The 17,298-nt window shown below is 70.9% G+C and carries 13 protein-coding genes and 1 tRNA gene; 11 read left to right on the top strand and 3 right to left on the bottom strand.

Annotation, left to right across the window (positions count from 1 at the left end; translation table 11 throughout):
- Positions 1 to 23: 23 nt before the first annotated feature.
- Positions 24 to 1,088, bottom strand: coding sequence for an SDR family oxidoreductase (locus tag AC1PME_RS12225; protein WP_481096008.1), 1,065 nt, complete (start codon positions 1,086 to 1,088; stop codon positions 24 to 26).
- Positions 1,089 to 1,414: 326 nt separating this feature from the next.
- On the opposite strand from AC1PME_RS12225, the gene AC1PME_RS12220 reads away from it, so the two are divergent.
- The 5 genes from AC1PME_RS12220 to lpxK are packed head-to-tail and all read left to right on the top strand — an operon-like array spanning position 1,415 to position 7,702.
- Entirely contained in the window at positions 1,415 to 3,898 is a 2,484-nt protein-coding gene (locus tag AC1PME_RS12220) for a DNA internalization-related competence protein ComEC/Rec2 (RefSeq protein WP_481096007.1), read from the top strand.
- Complete coding sequence (locus AC1PME_RS12215; protein WP_481098109.1) at positions 3,792 to 4,460, top strand: MotA/TolQ/ExbB proton channel family protein; 669 nt, start codon at positions 3,792 to 3,794, stop codon at positions 4,458 to 4,460. The genes AC1PME_RS12220 and AC1PME_RS12215 overlap by 107 nt, the downstream gene beginning before the upstream one ends.
- A 4-nt stretch (positions 4,461 to 4,464) precedes the next feature.
- Entirely contained in the window at positions 4,465 to 4,902 is a 438-nt protein-coding gene (locus AC1PME_RS12210) for an ExbD/TolR family protein (protein WP_254458275.1), read from the top strand.
- On the top strand, positions 4,899 to 6,671 hold the full coding sequence (msbA, locus tag AC1PME_RS12205; protein WP_481096006.1) for a lipid A export permease/ATP-binding protein MsbA: 1,773 nt from the start codon (positions 4,899 to 4,901) through the stop codon (positions 6,669 to 6,671). The genes AC1PME_RS12210 and msbA overlap by 4 nt, the downstream gene beginning before the upstream one ends.
- Positions 6,668 to 7,702, top strand: coding sequence for a tetraacyldisaccharide 4'-kinase (lpxK, locus tag AC1PME_RS12200; RefSeq protein WP_481096005.1), 1,035 nt, complete (start codon positions 6,668 to 6,670; stop codon positions 7,700 to 7,702). The genes msbA and lpxK overlap by 4 nt, the downstream gene beginning before the upstream one ends.
- A gap of 267 nt (positions 7,703 to 7,969) precedes the next feature.
- Here the strand turns inward: lpxK and AC1PME_RS12195 are convergent, their stop codons facing one another.
- Positions 7,970 to 10,153 (bottom strand): TonB-dependent siderophore receptor, encoded by a 2,184-nt coding sequence (locus AC1PME_RS12195; RefSeq protein WP_481096004.1) that lies wholly within the window; start codon positions 10,151 to 10,153, stop codon positions 7,970 to 7,972.
- A 208-nt stretch (positions 10,154 to 10,361) separates the two neighbouring features.
- On the opposite strand from AC1PME_RS12195, the gene kdsB reads away from it, so the two are divergent.
- The 6 genes from kdsB (at position 10,362) to AC1PME_RS12165 (ending at position 15,657) form a co-directional block, all read left to right on the top strand.
- Positions 10,362 to 11,141, top strand: coding sequence for a 3-deoxy-manno-octulosonate cytidylyltransferase (kdsB, locus tag AC1PME_RS12190; RefSeq protein WP_254458271.1), 780 nt, complete (start codon positions 10,362 to 10,364; stop codon positions 11,139 to 11,141).
- Entirely contained in the window at positions 11,138 to 11,626 is a 489-nt protein-coding gene (locus AC1PME_RS12185) for a low molecular weight protein-tyrosine-phosphatase (protein WP_481096003.1), read from the top strand. Before kdsB ends, AC1PME_RS12185 begins: the two co-directional genes overlap by 4 nt.
- Entirely contained in the window at positions 11,623 to 13,044 is a 1,422-nt protein-coding gene (locus tag AC1PME_RS12180; RefSeq protein WP_481096002.1) for a hypothetical protein, read from the top strand. The genes AC1PME_RS12185 and AC1PME_RS12180 overlap by 4 nt, the downstream gene beginning before the upstream one ends.
- On the top strand, positions 13,041 to 14,900 hold the full coding sequence (gene uvrC, locus AC1PME_RS12175) for an excinuclease ABC subunit UvrC (RefSeq protein WP_481096001.1): 1,860 nt from the start codon (positions 13,041 to 13,043) through the stop codon (positions 14,898 to 14,900). The genes AC1PME_RS12180 and uvrC overlap by 4 nt, the downstream gene beginning before the upstream one ends.
- 9 nt (positions 14,901 to 14,909) lie before the next feature.
- Positions 14,910 to 15,545: a CDP-diacylglycerol--glycerol-3-phosphate 3-phosphatidyltransferase gene (gene pgsA / locus AC1PME_RS12170; protein WP_254458267.1), complete on the top strand. Its 636-nt coding sequence runs from the start codon at positions 14,910 to 14,912 to the stop codon at positions 15,543 to 15,545.
- 36 nt (positions 15,546 to 15,581) lie between these two features.
- Positions 15,582 to 15,657, top strand: a tRNA-Gly gene (locus tag AC1PME_RS12165).
- 414 nt (positions 15,658 to 16,071) lie between these two features.
- Here AC1PME_RS12165 and AC1PME_RS12160 read toward each other — a convergent pair.
- Positions 16,072 to 17,253: a hypothetical protein gene (locus AC1PME_RS12160; RefSeq protein ID WP_481096000.1), complete on the bottom strand. Its 1,182-nt coding sequence runs from the start codon at positions 17,251 to 17,253 to the stop codon at positions 16,072 to 16,074.
- Between the last annotated feature and the right edge of the window lie 45 nt (positions 17,254 to 17,298).

Raw genomic sequence — 17,298 nt, 5'->3', positions numbered from 1 at the left:
GGCGCCCGACCGGGCCTCGTCCTTCAGGGAATCACTCGCTGCGCGCGCAGCCGCGTGAACAGTTCCAGGAACGAGGCGCGGCTGTCGTAGTAGCCGAGGAAGCCCAGGTCGCGGCTCTTGGTCATGTCGTTGACGCATTCGATCTCGCGGCCGAGGTCGGCGTCGGTGTGCCACCACGAGGCAAGCTGGTTCACGTCCGCCTGCACCAGTCCATGGCGTTCGGCGATTTCGCGCCACAGGGCCGGCGCGGTGTCCTGCAGGCGCGGTTGCAGCGGCATCGGTGCATCGGGGTAGGGGGCAGCGTCCAGGCCGAAGAACGCGGCGATCTCGCCCCACATCCAGCGCCAGCGGAACACGTCGCCGTTGACCGTGTTGAACGCCTGGTTGCGTGCGGCCGGGCTGGTCGCGGCCCAGGCCAGCTGGCGGCCGAGCAGGCCTGCATCGGTGAGGTCGGTGAGGCTGTCCCATTGCGCGCGCGAACCGGGGAACACGAACGGCTGCCCGGTGTGCTTGCACAGCGTCGCATACACCGCCAGGGTCACGCCCATGTTCATCGCATTGCTGCCGTTGGCCTGGCCGATCATGGTGTGCGAGCGATGCACGCTCCAGCCGAAGCCGTGGCGCGCGGCGGCGTCGAACAGCAAGTCTTCCAGCGTGTAGTAGAAGTTTTCGCCCGGCTGCCGCGGTTCGCTCTCGCGGAACGGCGTCTCCGCCTTGCCGCTGCCGTAGTGCTCGAACGCGCCCAGGTAGTGCTTGGTGCCGGTGACCAGCGCCATGTGCTGCAGCGCCGCGCCGTCGAGGCCCTCGCACAGGTGCCGCAGCATCGCGCCGTTGGCGGCGACGTTCTCCTTCTCGGTGTCGCGCCGCGTCCAGGTGCAGAAGAACACGTGGGTGATCGGCAGCCCGCGCAGCGCGGCCACGGTGGCGTCGCGGTCGAGCAGATCGGCTGCCACGGGAATCATGCCGTCCTGCTGAACCGGGCGGCGTGCCAGCCCATAGACGGTCCAGCCGTCGGCGACCAGCACGTTGGCGAGGTTGTAGCCGGAGATGCCAGTGACTCCGACGATCAGAGCGATGCCCTTGCGCATGCGCGCACTCCTTAAACGACGTTGGGCATCGCACCATAGACGCAAGGCGATGAAGCTGTGGCGAACTGCGCCAGGACTGTGACGCGGCGCGCGCTCGGGCGTCAGGCAAATTCTGACCCGTCGCCGCGGCGTAGACCGATGGCCTGCGCAGAGAGGCGATGCGACGCTGGTGTGGCGAGAGCGATGCCGTTGCGAGATGTGCAGGTCGCGCGATGTCGTGCCGCTGCTTCCGATCCGTCGATGCCAAGGAGGGCCAGCACATGCAACGGACTGCAGACGCCGAGCCGTGCGCAGCTGCGCTCGCCCGCGCCCAGTGCTGGCCTGCCGTGTCGCCGTTTTGTCCTGCGGTTGCCGCCAGTCTCGCCGCCGGCGTTTTGGCCGCTTTGTGGCTGCCGCGCCTGCCGCCCTGGCCGCTGGCCGTGGCGATCCTGCTCGCCGGGGCCTTGCTGTATGTGGCGGCGCCACGCTGGCGCTGGCTGGGGGCGTTCGCGATCGGCGCCGGCTGGCTGGCGCTGGTCGCCGGCATGGTGCTGGCGCGGCAGTTGCCGGCCGACTGGGAAAAACGCGTGGTCGGCGTCCGCGGCCAGGTGCTGGAACTGCCGCAGGCGGAAACCCGCCGCACCCGCTTCCTGTTCCGCGTGGATGCCGATGCGACGCAGCCGGCGCCGTTGCGCGGGCGCCTGCTGCAACTGGCCTGGTACGACGACTTCGGCGCCAGGCAGGTGGGGCCGCGTGCTGCCCTGCGTGCCGGCGCGCGTTGGCAACTGCAGGTGCGCCTGCGCGCGCCGCGCGGCCTGAGCAATCCTGGCGGCTTCGACGCCGAGGCCTATGCGCTGGCGCAGCGGATCAGCGCCAGCGGCTATGTGGTGGCGCCGCATGGGGCACTGCAACTGGCGCCGGGGCAGGGCATCGACGCCTGGCGCGCGGACATGTCCGCACGCATCGCCGCGGCCGTGCCGCAGGCCTCGGCGCGCTATGTGCAGGCGCTGGCGCTGGGCGACACGCGGAGGCTGGACGATCGCGACTGGCGCATCCTGCGCGCTGCCGGGCTGACCCATCTCATCGCCATTTCCGGTTTCCATGTCGGCCTGGTCGCCGGGGCCTTCGCGCTGCTCGGTGGCGGCCTGTGGCGGTTGTGGCCTGGGTTGGGGCGCTGGTGGCCACGGCGGCAGGCCGCGGCCGCGCTGGCGTTGTTCGGCGCCAGCGGCTACACCCTGGTGTCGGGCATGGCCCTGCCGACCGTGCGCACTGCGCTGATGATCGCGGTGGTGGTGGCGGCACGGCTGTGGCGGCGGCCGGTGCGGGTCGCCGACGCACTGGCGCTGGCGGCGATCGCCATGCTGCTCTGCGACCCGCTGGCGGTGCTCTCGGCCGGCTTCTGGCTGAGCTTTCTCGGCGTCGCCTGGCTGGCCTGGTGCATGCCCGACGCCGGCCGCGGCTGGCGCGAGACGCTGCGCAGTTTTTTGACCGCGCAGGGCGTGGCCACGGTCGGCCTGCTGCCGGTGAGCACGATGCTGTTCGGGCAGGCCTCGTTGGTCGGGCCGCTGGCCAACCTGCTGGCGATTCCCTGGTGGAGCCTGGTGGTGGTGCCGCTGGCCCTGCTCGGTACCGCGCTGGAGGCGCTGCATGCCGGCGCGGGTGCCTGGCTGTGGCGCCCGGCCGCCGCCTGCTTCGACCTGACCTGGCCATTGTTCGTGGCCCTGGGCGAGAGCCGCTTCGCGCTGCGCTGGTTGCCGGAGGCGCGCGACTGGGCGTTGCCGCTGGCCCTGCTGGGCGCATTCTGGCTGCTGCTGCCACGTGCGGTGCCGGGCAAGCCGCTGGCGGCGCTGCTGTGGCTGCCGTTGCTGTGGCCGCCGCTGGAGCGGCCGCGGCCCGGCGAGGTGGAGTTGCTGATGCTGGACGTGGGGCAGGGGCTGTCGTTGCTGGTGCGCACCGCCCACCACCAGGTGCTGTACGACACCGGGCCGGCGGTGGAGGACGGCTACGATGCCGGCGAGCGCGTGGTGGTGCCGGCGCTGCATGCGCTCGGCGTGGCGCGGCTGGACCGCGCGGTGATCAGCCATGCCGACAACGATCACGCCGGCGGGCTCGGCGCGGTGCGTGCAGCGCTGCCGATCGGTCTGGTCCAGGCTCCGGCCGGCGCACCGTTGCCGGTCGACCGGCCCTGCGTGGCCGGCAACGCTTGGGACTGGGATGGCGTGCGTTTCCGCTTCCTGCATCCGGCGCCGCACTTTCCCTATCTGCGCAACGAGTCCAGTTGCGTGCTGCGCGTGGAGACCGCGCACGGTGCGCTGTTGCTGGCCGGCGACATCGGCGACGTGATCGAGCGCAAGCTGCTGCGCGAGGCGCCGCAGGCGCTGCGCGCCGACGTGGTGGTGGCGCCGCACCATGGCAGCGCGCATTCCTCGCAGCCGGCCTTCGTCGCCGCCACCGGCGCGCGGCTGGTGCTGGTGTCGGCCGCCTACGGCAACCGCTTCGGCCATCCCCATCCGGGCGTGGTGGCGCGTTGGCAGGCGGCTGGCGCCGAGGTCGTCGGCACGCCGCAGGGCGGTGCGCTGCGCGTCTGGCTGGGCCGCGCCGGCCTGCAACTGCGCGAGCGGCGGCCGTGGCGGGCGCGGCTGTGGGACGCGGCGGAGCGGGCGCGGGCGGCTGCTATCCTATCGGCCAGTGAACGAACGGCCGAGCGTGCCGGAGGGTTGCGACGTGTGGGAACTGGTCAAGGCCGGTGGCTGGCCGATGGTGCCATTGCTGCTGTTGGGCGTGGTCGCGCTGGCGATCGTCCTGGAGCGGTTCTGGAGCCTGCGCCGTAGCGAGGTGTTGCCACCGGGACTGGGCCAGGAAGTGCGCAACTGGGCCACGCGCGGCAAGCTCGACCCCACCCATATCGAATCGCTGCGGCGCAATTCGCCGCTGGGCGCGCTGCTCGCCGCCGGCTTGGACGTGCGCAATCGCCCGCGCGAGATCGTGCGCGAGCGCATCGAGGACACCGGCCGGCATGTCGTGCACCGCATGGAGCGTTACCTGAACGCGTTGGGCACGGTCGCCTCGGCCGGGCCGCTGCTGGGCCTGCTCGGCACCGTGGTCGGCATGATCCAGATGTTCCTCGGCATCCTCGACCATGGCCTGGGCGACGTGAACCAGCTCGCCGGCGGCATCGGCAAGGCGCTGGTGTGCACCGCCACCGGCATGATCATCGCGGTGCCGGCGCTGATCTTCCATCGTCATTTCAAGAGCCGCATCGCCGGCTACGTGATCGAGATGGAGCAGGAAGCCACTGCGCTGACCGACGCGCTGGACGGCCATGGCCGTGCCGCGGCGCCGGCCGCGCCGGCACGCGGCGCCGCGCCGAACGCCGCGACGGCCAAGGGCTGAGCCGGTGCGGATCCGCGACGACCGTGGCCATGACGAGCCGCAGATCGACCTGGTGCCGTTGATCGACGTCATCCTGGTGCTGATCATCTTCTTCGTCGTGACCACGACCTTCGATGCCCGGTCCACGCTGCAACTGCAGTTGCCCAACGCCAGCGACCGCAATGCGCCGCCGCCGGCGCGCGCGCTGAGCGTGCTGATCAACGCCGACGGGCGTTACTTCATCAACGACCAGGAAGTGCTGCGCACCGACGTGGAATCGGTCAAGCGCAGCATCGCCCAGGTCGCCGGCGACGACCGCGAGCAGCCGGTGCTGTTGCGCGCCGACGCGCGCACGCCGTACCAGGCGGTGGTCACCGCCCAGGACGCGCTGGGCCAGCTCGGGTTCCGGCGCATCGCCATCGCCACTGCTCCCGAAGTCAACAGGGACGGAAGCTCCAAGTGAATCTACCAACCGACGTGCCCGTCCAGGATTCTCCCTGGCGGACCTATCGCCGCCTGTTGTCCTATGCCGGCGGCTACCGCGGCCTGCTGCTGATCGCCGGGGTCGGCGCGCTGCTGGAAGCGCTGGCCGGCTCCGGCTTCCTGGCGCTGATGAAGCCGATCACCGACGAGACCTTCATCGCGCGCAATCGCGAGCTGGCGATGTGGCTGCCGCTGCAGATCGTCGGCCTGTTCGTGCTGCGCGGCATCGCCGGCTACGTTACCGACATGTCGATGGGACGCGCGGCGCGCAGCATCTCCCGCGATTTCCGGGTCAACGTGCTGGACAAGTACCTGCGCCTGCCGGGCAGCCGCTTCGACGCCGAGCCGGTGGCCTCGATGCTGGTGCGGCTGGGCTCGGACAGCGAGCAGGTCGCGCAGGCCGCGGTCGACGCGATGAAGGTGATGGTGCAGCAGACCCTGCAGATCGTCGGCGCGCTGGCGGTGATGCTGTGGTACAGCTGGACCGTGACCGTGACCATCCTGCTGGTGGCGCCGCCGCTGGCGTGGGTGATGGACCGCGTGGCCAAGCGTTACCGGCGGGTCAGCCACCGCATCCAGGAGAGCAACGCCGAACTGATGCAGGCCGCCGAGCAGGCCCTGTCCGGCAACCAGGAGGTCAAGGTCTACGGCGCCCGCGCCAGCGAGATGGAGCGCTACCAGCACCTGGCCGACACCAACCTGCACCTGGCGATGAAGGTCGAATCCACCCGCGGCATCTCCTCAGCCGCGGTGCAGTTGCTCGGCGCGATCGGCCTGGCCGCGCTGCTGCTGATCGCCGGCCACGAGGCCCTGGCCGGGCGCCTGACCGCCGGCGAGTTCGTGTCGCTGATGACCGCGATGATGGCGATCATTCCGGCGCTGAAGAACCTGACCAATGTGCAGAACATGCTGCAGCGGGGCGTCGCCTCGGCGCAGCGGCTGTTCGTGGTGCTGGATGCGCCGGAGGAACAGGACAGCGGCACCCGCCACATCGAGCGCGCGCAGGGCCGGATCGAGTTCCGTGACGTCACCGCCGCCTATCCGGGGCAGGCGCGGCCGGCGCTGGCCGAGGTCAGCTTCGTCGCCGAACCCGGCACCGTCACCGCCATCGTCGGTCGCTCCGGCAGTGGCAAGTCCAGCCTGGTCAAGCTGATCCCGCGTTTCTACGATCCGAAGTCCGGGCAGATCCTGCTCGACGGCCATCCGCTGCAGGAGTATCGCCTGGAGGATCTGCGCCGGCAGATCGCCCTGGTCGGTCAGCAGGTGATGCTGTTCGACGGCAGCATCGCCGAGAACGTCGCCTACGGCGAAATGCGCGAGGCGGGCCCGGCGCAGTTGCGCCAGGCGGTCGCCGACGCCAACGCCATGGAGTTCGTCGACCACCTGCCGGACGGTCTGCAGGCGCAGGTCGGTGCCAAGGGCGGACGCCTGTCCGGCGGCCAGCGTCAGCGCCTGGCGATCGCGCGGGCAATGCTCAAGGACGCGCCGATCCTGATCCTCGACGAGGCGACCGCGGCGCTGGACAACGAATCCGAGCGGCTGGTGCAGGACGCCTTGCACCGGTTGATGCCCGACCGCACCACGCTGGTCATCGCGCACCGGCTGTCGACCATCGAACACGCCGACCAGGTGCTGGTGATGGACCATGGCCGCATCGTCGAGCGCGGCACCCACCACGAGCTGCTGGCGCTGGGCGGGGTCTATGCGCACCTGCACAGCATGCAGTTCCGCGAAAGGCAGTACGGATGAGCGAGCGCGGGCCGCACACCCCAGCCTACTGGTACGGCACGGGCGCGCCGCCGCTGCACGCGCGGCTGCTGACCCCGCTGTACGCGGCGGCGATCGCGCTGCGCCGCGCGCTGTACCGGCGCGGCTGGCGCAAGCGCCACAGCATCGCCGTGCCGGTGGTGGTGGTGGGCAATCTCACCGCCGGCGGCACCGGCAAGACGCCGCTGACCATCGCCCTGGTGCAGCGCCTGCGCGAGGCCGGCTGGAACCCGGGCGTGGCCAGCCGCGGCTACGGCCGCAGCCAACCGCAGGAGCCGCGCTGGATCGAGCCGGGCACCTCGGCCGAGCAGGGCGGCGACGAGCCGGTGCTGATCGCGCGCAAGACCGGCGTGCCGGTGCGGGTGGACCGCGACCGTGTCGCCGCGGCGCGCGCGCTGCTGCAGGCCGGCTGCGACATCGTGGTCTGCGACGACGGCCTGCAGCACTACCGCCTGCAGCGCGACATCGAGATCGAGGTGGTGGACGGCCAGCGCCGCTACGGCAACGGCCGCCTGCTGCCGGCCGGGCCGCTGCGCGAGCCGGTGGCGCGCGGCAGCGAATGCGATTTCCGGGTCATCAACCTGGGCCAGGCCAGCGACAGTGGCGAGCTGCAGGCCGGTTTCGGCGAATGGGCGATGCGCCTGCGCATCGACAGCGCGCAGCCGTTGCGCGGCGGCCGTGCGCGGCCGCTGCGCAGCTTCGCCGGCCAGCGCGTGCATGCCGTCGCCGGCATCGCCCACCCGCAGCGCTTCTTCGACATGCTGCGCGCGCAGGGCATCGGCGTGGTGCCGCATGCCTTTCCCGACCACCACCAATACCGCGCCGCGGACCTGGCCTTCGGCAGCGAGTTGCCGGTGCTGATGACCGAGAAGGACGCGGTCAAATGCGCCGCCTTCGTCAACGATTGGTGCTTCAGCGTGCCGCTGGTGGCCGAGCTGCCGGCGGCGTTCTGGATCGGCCTGCTGGATCGGCTGGACAAGCTGCGTGGCCGCGCGGGCGAGTCCGGCGACTAGCGGCGCCTCCCATCCTCTGTTTTCGCCACGATCAAGGCGGATCCACTGTGTCCTGTAGGAACGGCTTCAGCCGCGACGGGGCGTTCCCGGTCATGCCTGTCGCGGCTGAAGCCGCTCCTACAGGACGCTTTCCTTCGTAAGAGGCGCCCTGGCGACACGCAGTCGCCACGGCGCTCGGGCCTGTCGCGTCGCGCGATGCACCGCCGTTCCGATGGCGCATGCGCCGGCCGTCGTACCTTTCGCGATCGCAATCGCCAGCGGCCTGCGCTAGAACCGGTAGGTCAGTGACAGCGCGGTGTTGCGGGGCGCGCCATAGTAGCCCTGCGCCCAGTACAGGCTGTTGATGTACTTGCGGTCGGTGACGTTGTAGACGTTGAGCGTCGCGCTGAGCCGCGGCGTGATGGCGTACTGCGCCATCAGCCCCAGCAGCGCATAGCTGCCCTGGCGGGTATAGATGGGCGTGCCGGCCGTGTCCACGGCCTCCTGGTCGCGGACGATGGCATCCTGCCAGGTCAGCGTCGCGCCCAACTGCAAGGCTTCCCATTGCGGCACGGTGTAGGTGGTGGCCAGCTTGAAGGTGCGGCGCGGCACGTAGGTGCGCACGTTGCGCCCGTCGTCGCCCTTGAGGCTCAGTTGGGTATAGCCGGCGTTGAGCTGCCAGTGCGCGCCGATCCGGCCGGCGACGTCGAACTCGTAGCCGGTGGAGGTGGCGTCGATCGGCCGGTAGGTCTGCACGGTGCCGACGAAGACATCGGCTTCGGCGGTGTTGTCCTGCTTGGCGCGGAACAGGGCGAAGGAGGCATTGACCCGCTGCTGCAGCCACTGGCCCTTGATGCCGAGCTCGGCGTTGCTGCCGGTGATGGGATCGAGCACCTGCAGGTTGCGGTCCAGCTCGGTCTGCGGGTTGAAGATCTCCGCATAGCTGGCGTACAGCGCGTAGTTCGGGGCGAAGGTGTAGACCGCGCCGACGAACGGCGTGGTCTTGCTGTCGTCGTAGGCGTGCTGCACCCCGTAGTTCTGGCCGCGGCTCTCGATCCTGGTGTGGTTGACGCCGGTGATCAGCTTCAGCGTCTCGCCCAGGTTCCAGCGCGCGGTGGCGTAGGCGGTGCGGCGGGTGATGTCGAACTGGGCGCCGTCGGAGAAGGCATCGAAACGCGGCTTGGGATAGGCGCCGGTCCAGTCCTGCAATGGCGGCAGCGGCGTGCCGATGTCGTTGCCGTACCAGGACACCTGGTCGGCCTCCACGCGGCCCCACTGTACGCCCACCACCAGCTCGTGCTCGCGCCCGCCGAGCGCGAACGGTCCGCTTGCGGACACGTTGGCGTACTTCTGTGTTTCGGTGCTGCCGTATTGGGAAGGATAGGAGAACAGGCCCAGGCCGGTCGCGCGGTCGGGGGTGCCGTAGACATAGAACAGCTGGGCATCGTTGTCGAGCCTGCGGTAATTCAGCGCCAGCGTGAGCTGCCAGTCCGCGCCCAGGTCCTGCCGCAGTTCCAGGAACCCGCGCTTGTCTTCGGTGGTCCAGTACGACCAGTCGGCCGAAGTGCTGGTGGACCGCGCGAAATCCGTGGCACTGCCATCGCTGTAGTACAGCGGCAGTGCACCCCACATGCCGCCGGTGGCGTCGTTCTTTTGATCGCTGGCGCCCATGCTCAGGCGGGTGCGATCGCTCAGATCGGCTTCGACGATGCCATAGACGCTGTGCTTCTTCAGCGCATAGCGGTCCAGGTAGCTGTCGCCGTCCTGGCCGGCGGCGACCACGCGGCCGCGCACGCTGCCGCTGGCGTCGAGCGGGCCGGACAGGTCGGCATCGAGCCGCCGCATGTCCCAACTGCCCACCGTCACTGCGGCGCTGCCTTGCAGGTCCTCGGTGGGCCGCTTGCGCACGAAGTTGATCGTGGCCGACGGATTGCCGGTCGAGGACAGCAGTCCATTGGCGCCGCGCAACACGTCGACCCGCTCGTACATCGCGGTGTCGAGATCGCCCTCGGCGCCGCCATTGGTGAACGGCAGACCGAGGCCGTCGACCTGGAAGTTGACGACGTCGAAACCGCGCGCGCTGTAGTAGGTGCGATCGGTCTCGATCTTCTCGACGTTGATGCCGGTGGCCAGCGCCAGCACATCGTTGGCGTTGCGCAGGCCGAAGTCGTCCATCTGCTCGCGGCCGATGCTGCTTACCGACTGCGGCGTCTCCAGCGGGCTCAACACCAGTCCGGTGCCGGTGGCGCTGGGCGGCGGGGTATAGCCGTCCTTGCGCTGCGCGACCACGTCCAGCTTCTCCAACTGGGTCGGTTCCCGGTCGCCGGCCGCCACCGCGTCGGCCGCGCTGGCCTCGGCGGCGCCGGCCGCGGCCGGCAGCAGCAGCGCGGCGATGGCCAGGCACAGTGCGCGGCGCGTAGGGGTGGAAGAGGCCTGCGCAGCGGATCGGAGGGAGCGAGCGGGAAGGTTCATCTGGTGGGGTCTATAGAATGGGCAGGAGGCAGCGCCGTCGTCGCGCCAGAGGCTGTCGCAGCTGGGCAGTCCGGTCACGTCAAATGGCGAATGCGAACTATTCTCAATAATTGATGGAGAAAGATCAATTCATGGTCGGATTCGCTTCGGTCCAGTACGCGCCTGCCGCCGCGGCCATCGACGCTCCCGCCGCCGGCGCGGTGGCGGCATGAGCGCCGCCGTCCCGCCCTTCGTGGTCGCCATTCCGGCCCGCTATGCCGCGTCGCGGCTGCCGGGCAAGCCCTTGCGCGCGCTCGGCGGCGAGCCGCTGATCCGCCACGTGGCGCGGCGCGCGCTCGCCGCCGGCGCGGCGCAGGTGTGGGTGGCCGCCGACGACGCGCGCATCGCCGCCGCGGTGGCCGACCTGGACGGCGTGCACGTGGCCACGACCTCCAGCGACCACGCCTCCGGCACCGATCGCCTGGCCGAATGCGCCGACATCGCCGGCTGGGACGATGCGACCCTGGTGGTCAACCTGCAGGGCGACGAGCCGTTCGCGCCGGTCGCCGGCATCGTCGCGGTGGCCCAGACCCTGGCCGACAGCGGCGCGGAGATGGCGACCCTGGGCACGCCGGTGGACGCGGCCGAGCACCTGTTCGATCCCAACGTGGTCAAGCTGGTCCGCCGCGCCGATGGCGATGCGCTGTACTTCAGCCGCGCGCCGATCCCCTGGCACCGCGACGCCTTCGCCGCCTCGCAGGCGCAACTGCCGCTGCCCGGGCCGTGGCTGCGGCATATCGGCATCTACGCCTACCGCGCCGGCTTCCTGCGCCGGTTCGCGGCGATGCCGGCGGGCGCGCTGGAGCGGATCGAGTCGCTGGAACAGTTGCGGGTGCTGGACGCCGGCTTCCGCATCGCGGTGGCGCTGTCGCCGGCGCCGTTCCCGCCGGGCGTGGACACGCCCGAGGACCTGGCGCGCGCCGAGGCCTACCTGCAGGGGCAGGCATGAAGCTGCTGCTGGTGTGCCTGGGTAACATCTGCCGTTCGCCGATGGCCGAGGGCGCGCCGCGCGAGCACCTGCAGCGCTCGCCGCTCGCGGCCCAGGTGCAGGTCGACTCGGCGGGCACCGGCGATTGGCACCGCGGCGAGCCGCCGGACCGGCGCGCAATCGCCTGTGCCGCCGCCCATGGCGTGGACATCGCCGGGCTGCGCGCGCGGCAGCTGCGCGACCGCGACTTCGCCGAGTTCGACTGGATCCTGTGCGCCGATGCGGCCAACCTGCGCGAGGTGCGCCAGCGCGCACCGGCGTCGGCGCACGAGCGCGTGGCGCTGTGGCTGCCGTGGGCCGGCGTGCGCGGCCGCAGCGAGATCCCGGATCCGTACACCGGCGGCAGCGCGCAGTTCGAGCAGGTCTGGCAACTGGTAGACGAAGCCGCCGCCGGCAGCGTGGCACGACTCTCCGCCGACCTGGGCTCCGGCATAATCGGCCGATGACTTCCACCGCCGCCCTGGAACTTTCCGCGTCCGGCGCCTGGCTCAACGCGGCGCCGATCCGCCTGCGCGACCTGCGGGGCCGGGCGCTGGTGCTGGCCTTCGTCAACGCCGCCTCGGTGTGGTGCGCGCAACGCCTGGCCGAACTCGGCCAGTGGCAGGCGCGCAATCCCGGACGGCTGCAGGTGATCGTGGTGCAGGTGCCGCGCTTCGACAGCGAGCGCGAACCGCAGCGGGCGCTGAAGCTGCTGCGCAGCCAGGGCGTGTCCGCGCCGATCCTGCTCGATGCCGACTGGGGCGCCTGGCAGCGCTTCGGCGTGCAGGCCTGGCCGACCCTGGTCCTGATCGACGCCGGCGGCGTGGAGCGCGAGCGCCTGGTCGGGATCGGCGGCGCCGAACTGGACAAGGCCCTGCACGCGCTATGCGCCGGGCAGCCGCTGCCGCTGGACGAGGACCTGCGCGACGCCCGCGAGACCCAGCCGGAGCCGCGCCTGCCGCTGTGCTTCCCGACCGGCTTGGCGCTGGCCGAGGAGCGCCTGTACGTCGCCGACAGCGGCCATCACCGCATTCTCGAGTGCAGCACCAACGGCCGCGTGCTGCGCCAGTTCGGCATCGGCACCGCCGACTTCATCGACGGCGCGATCGGCGAGGCGGCGTTCCACCGCCCGCGCGGGCTGGCCGTGGAGCGCGGCGCGCTGTACGTGGCCGACGCCGGCAACCATGCGCTGCGCCGGATCAATCTGCTCACTGGCCATGTCGACACGCTGTGCGGCAACGGCCGCGCCGGCGAGCCGGTGGAAGGGCCGGTGGAGCAACCGCTGCTGGCGCCGCTGAACCATCCGCAGGACGTGGTCATCGCCGACAACCAGGTGCACCTGGCGATGGCCGGCGACAACCGCATCTGGAGCTACGACCTGGGCAGCCGCAGCCTGCGCTGGCGTGCCGGCGCGGGCGCGCTGGAGCTGCGCGACGGCAGCGGCCACCTGGCCGCGTTCGCCCAGCCGTGCAGCGTGGCCGCAGTGCAGCAGGTGCTGTACGTGTGCGATGCGCTGGGCTCGGCGGTGCGCTCGATGCAGTTGCGCGGCGACCTGGTGCAGACCTTGCTCGGCGGCCAGGGGCCGTGGGATTTCGGCGACGAGGACGGGCCGCGCAGCCGCGCCCGCCTGCAGTTCCCGCAGGCGATCGCGCTGAGCCCGGACGCGCCGCTGCTGTGGATTGCCGACAGCGGTAACGGCAGCCTGCGCAGCCTGCGCCTGGGCGGCGGCGAACTGTCCACCGCGGCCTTGCCGCGGCGCCTGCATGGCCCGGGCGGGCTGGCGGTCGGCGCCGGCACGGTGTGGATCGCCGAGACCGACGCGCATGCGGTGCTGCGCTACGACATCGCCAGCGGCGAACTGCACGACGTCGCGATCGGCGAATGAGTACTCCTGCAGCGCCGCCGTTCGACGGCAAGGCCTTTGCCGCCAACCTCAGTACCGCGCCCGGCGTCTACCGCATGTACGCCGCCGACGACACCTTGCTCTATGTCGGCAAGGCCGGCGCGCTGCGCAAGCGCGTGTCCAGCTATTTCAGCGGTTCGCCGAAGAATGCGCGGACCATGGCGATGCTGGCGCAGGTGGCGCGCATGGACGTCACCGTCACCCGCAGCGAGGGCGAGGCGCTGCTGCTGGAAAACCAGCTGATCAAGTCGCTGTCGCCGCGCTACAACGTGTCGTTGCGCGACGACAAGAGTTACCCGTACGTGCTGCTGACCCGCGAGGAGTGGCCGCGGATCACCCTGCACCGCGGCCCGCGCGCGGTGCCCGGGCGCTACTTCGGTCCGTACCCCGGCGTCACCGCGGTGCGCGAGACGCTGAACCTGATGCACAAGCTGTTCAAGCTGCGCAGCTGCGAGGACAGCGTGTTCCGCAACCGCTCGCGGCCGTGCCTGCAGTACCAGATCGGCCGCTGCAGCGCGCCGTGCGTGGCGCTGGTGGCGGCCGACGAGTACGCCGAGGCGGTGCGCCGCTCCACGCTGTTCCTGGAAGGGCGCAGCGACCAGCTCGGCGAGGAACTGGTGCAGGCGATGCAGGCGGCCAGCGAGCGCCTGGAGTTCGAACGCGCCGCGCGCCTGCGCGACCTGCTCGGCTCGCTGCGCAGCATGCAGAGCCGGCAGTACGTGGACGGCCGCGCCGCCGACCTGGACGTGCTGGCCTGCGCGACCCAGGGCGCCAACGCCTGCGTGCTGCTGCTGGCGTTCCGCGACGGGCGCAATCTCGGTACCCGCGCGTTCTTCCCCAAGACCAACGGCGAGGACAGCGCCGCCGAGGTGCTGGGCGCGTTCGTGTCGCAGTACTACGTCGAGCACGCGCCGCCGCGCGAGGTGCTGCTGGACCGCGAGATTCCCGACGCCGACCTGATCGAGGCGGCGCTGAGTTCGGCCGCCGAGCGCAAGGTGCAACTGAAGTGGAACGTGCGCGGCGAGCGCGCCGGCTACCTGGAACTGGCCAGCCGCAACGCGCAGGCCACCCTGGTCACCGAACTGACCAGCCGCAACGCCCAGCACGCGCGCAGCGAGGCGTTGCGCGAGATGCTCGGCCTGGCCGAACCGGTCAAGCGGGTGGAATGCTTCGACATCAGCCACACCATGGGCGAGGCCACGGTGGCTTCGTGCGTGGTGTTCGATGCCAGCGGCCCGGTGCGCAGCCAGTACCGGCGCTACAACATCAGCGGCATCGAGCCGGGCGACGACTACGCGGCGATGCGCCAAGCGATCGAACGCCGCTTCCGCCGCGCCGCCGAAGGCGAGGGCAAGGGCGATGCGGTGCTGCCGGACGTGTTGCTGATCGACGGCGGCGCCGGCCAGGTGGCGCAGGCCAACGGCGCGCTGGCCGACCTGGGCGTGGACGGGGTGCTGCTGATCGGCGTGGCCAAGGGCGCCGAGCGCCGCGCCGGCCACGAGACCCTGGTGATGCCGGACGGGCGCGAACTGCGTCCGGGCGCGGCCTCGCCGGCGCTGCAGTTCATCCAGCAGGTGCGCGACGAGGCGCACCGTTTCGCCATCACCGGCCACCGCGGGCGCCGCCAGAAGGCGCGCATGACCAGCAAGCTGGAGGACATCCCCGGCATCGGCCCGCGGCGCCGCGCCAGCCTGCTCAAGCATTTCGGCGGACTGGCCGGTCTCAAGGCCGCCGGCGAGGCCGAGATCGCGCGGGTGGAGGGCATCAACGACGCACTGGCCGCACGAATCTACGCTAACCTGCACGGACTGCCGGTGCCCGATCCGGCAGGCGAGTAGAGCAGCGCAATGAAGTTGACCATCCCCACCTGGCTCACGCTGCTGCGGATCGTGATGATCCCCGTGCTGGTGCTGGTGTTCTATCTGCCGTACACCTGGACCAACTTCGCCTCGGCGGCGATCTTCGGCCTGGCCGCGTTCACCGACTGGCTGGACGGCTGGGTGGCGCGGCGCTACCACCAGTACTCCGCGTTCGGCGCGTTCCTGGATCCGGTGGCCGACAAGCTGATGGTGGCGGTGGCGCTGTTTTTGATCGTGCAGGGCCATCCGACGCCGTGGATGGCGTTCTGGGCGGCGGTGATCGTCGGCCGCGAGATCGCGGTGTCGGCGCTGCGCGAATGGATGGCCGAGATCGGCCAGCGCGCCAAGGTGCGCGTGGCGATGATCGGCAAGATCAAGACCACCGCGCAGATGGTGGCGCTGCTGTGCCTGCTGTACTCGGTGATGCCCGACGGCTCGCCGCCGGAAAGCGTGTGGATGGGCTTGTTCATCTTCCACGTCGGCGACTGGACGCTGGCGATCGCGGCGATCCTGACCCTGTTGTCGGGCATCCAGTACCTGCATGCGGCCTGGCCGAGCCTGCGCGACGACGAGCGTGCGGCGATGGCGGAAAAGAACGCGAAAAAAATCGAAGGCAATGGTTGACAGCCTGCGCGTACCCGGTAGAATTCGCGGCCTCAAGCGGGAATAGCTCAGTTGGTAGAGCGCAACCTTGCCAAGGTTGAGGTCGCGAGTTCGAGTCTCGTTTCCCGCTCCAGATCATGAAAACAGGGCCTTCGGGTCCTGTTTTCGTTTTGGGCGAACGCATTGGCCGCGCATCGTGCGAACGCGCTGCGATGGCGGATGGCGCGTGTGCATGCGTCGCGGCCATCGTGCATCGCCTTATCCCTTCGTGCGCTCGCCAACGAGCCAGCGCTGTGCGCAACGGATCACCCCGTCAGCGCTCAGCTTGTCTCGATCTGCCGCAGCCGCATTGCGGCTCGCCGCTGCCATGAAGCGGCCGTACCCACGTATCGGCCCGCGGTTGCAACCGCGCGCATCGCAACCCCCGGCGTGTTCGGCGATGCGCATGGGCTGCGGTGCTGCCAGGCGCTGCCGGTGGTGGCGCGCCAGCAGCGACCGCATCGTGCGGGCGCGCGATTCGGCAGGTAACGCGAGTTCCCGTGCCGGCTCAGGGCGCAGGCGTGGGCGCGCGGAAGCCGGCATGCCCGCAAGCGGCGTCATAGGCGTAGTCGCCTGCGGCGAGTAGGTGGCGGCCGCTGTTGATGTGCGCCGGTGGCATCTTCAGCGGACCGCGCCACTGCACGCTGTCCGGCGTCGCCGCCTTGCCGTCGCCGACCGCAAAGCCGTAACCGAATACCGGCTGTCCCGTCGCGTCGACGACGTCCAGGCGCAGTTGGGTGGCGTCCGGCACCACGCGCGTGGCATGGCCGGCGATCTGCGCGGTCTGTTGCAGACCATCGGGCGTGGCGGGCGGCACCACCGGGTTGAGCATCATGTAGGACACGCCGGTATCGGGCAGCAGCTTGCCGCAGACGCGGTAGTCGCTGCCGCTGCCGGGGAAGCTGGCGCAGGCGGTGGGCGCCTGCCAGTCGCTGGGTGCGCCGGCGCTGGCCGGGCCACGCCGCAGCGGTACCAGCGCGAAACCGGTCAGCGCTTGCTTGCTGACGCCCAGGGTGATGCCCTTGGCGCCGACGATGTAGCCGGGGCTCATGCGCTGCGCGCGCATCTGCGCCAGGTTGAGGAACGGGTTGCGCGCAGCGTCGACGCCGCGGTCGTAGCCCACGCCCATCATGCCGAAGTGCGGGGAAATGGTGCTGCAGTTGCGCAGCACCTGCGTGTTGCTGCTCAGTGCAGGGCTGCCGTCGTAGCCGGCGCAGGTGGCCGGCACCTGCGCCAGCGGCTCGGGTTGCCGGGCCACGCTGGCGACATCGCAGGTGCACTGCGCGGCCAGCACGGTGATGCGGTCCACGCGCGCGGCGGCGGTCTTGCCGTCGGCGGAGATGCCGAGCCGCATCGGCACGTCCACGTACTTGCCGGGGTGGTACTTGCTGTTGCTGGAGTAGAAGATGTGGCCGGGCGTGCTGGAGGCGTCCCAGGCGCTGCGCAGCGCAGCGCTCAGCGGCACCACCACGCCGGTGGAGCCGGTATCGACCTCCAGCACCTGGCTGCCGCTGCTGCGCCCATCGGCATCGCTGCCGAGCTGCACGCGCACCTGGTAGGCGAATCTCGGCGTGGCCTTGGAGACCAGCGGCAGCTCCACGGTCTGCGACTGCAGCGCGCAGGGCTGCGCGGCGGCGGCGCTCGCGGCCAGGCACAGCGCGGTCCCGCTCCAGCGTGTCCATCGGTTCATGGCAATGCCTCGGTTGGGTGTGGCGTCATGCTAGAGCGCGGGAAC

It is taken from the genome of Xanthomonas sp. NCPPB 901 (genome assembly GCF_056725085.1).
The sequence above is the reverse complement of the archived record's forward strand: the minus strand, read 5'-3'. Positions and strand labels throughout refer to the sequence as shown.

Excerpts from the sequence above, each read along its gene's own strand:
- AC1PME_RS12225 (WP_481096008.1), bottom strand. The coding sequence starts at position 1,088 with ATGCGCAAGGGCATCGCTCTGATCGTCGGAGTCACTGGCATCTCCGGC.
- lpxK (WP_481096005.1), top strand. The coding sequence starts at position 6,668 with ATGAGCGAGCGCGGGCCGCACACCCCAGCCTACTGGTACGGCACGGGC.
- AC1PME_RS12195 (WP_481096004.1), bottom strand. The coding sequence starts at position 10,153 with ATGAACCTTCCCGCTCGCTCCCTCCGATCCGCTGCGCAGGCCTCTTCC.
- kdsB (WP_254458271.1), top strand. The coding sequence starts at position 10,362 with ATGAGCGCCGCCGTCCCGCCCTTCGTGGTCGCCATTCCGGCCCGCTAT.
- AC1PME_RS12185 (WP_481096003.1), top strand. The coding sequence starts at position 11,138 with ATGAAGCTGCTGCTGGTGTGCCTGGGTAACATCTGCCGTTCGCCGATG.
- AC1PME_RS12180 (WP_481096002.1), top strand. The coding sequence starts at position 11,623 with ATGACTTCCACCGCCGCCCTGGAACTTTCCGCGTCCGGCGCCTGGCTC.
- uvrC (WP_481096001.1), top strand. The coding sequence starts at position 13,041 with ATGAGTACTCCTGCAGCGCCGCCGTTCGACGGCAAGGCCTTTGCCGCC.
- pgsA (WP_254458267.1), top strand. The coding sequence starts at position 14,910 with ATGAAGTTGACCATCCCCACCTGGCTCACGCTGCTGCGGATCGTGATG.
- AC1PME_RS12160 (WP_481096000.1), bottom strand. The coding sequence starts at position 17,253 with ATGAACCGATGGACACGCTGGAGCGGGACCGCGCTGTGCCTGGCCGCG.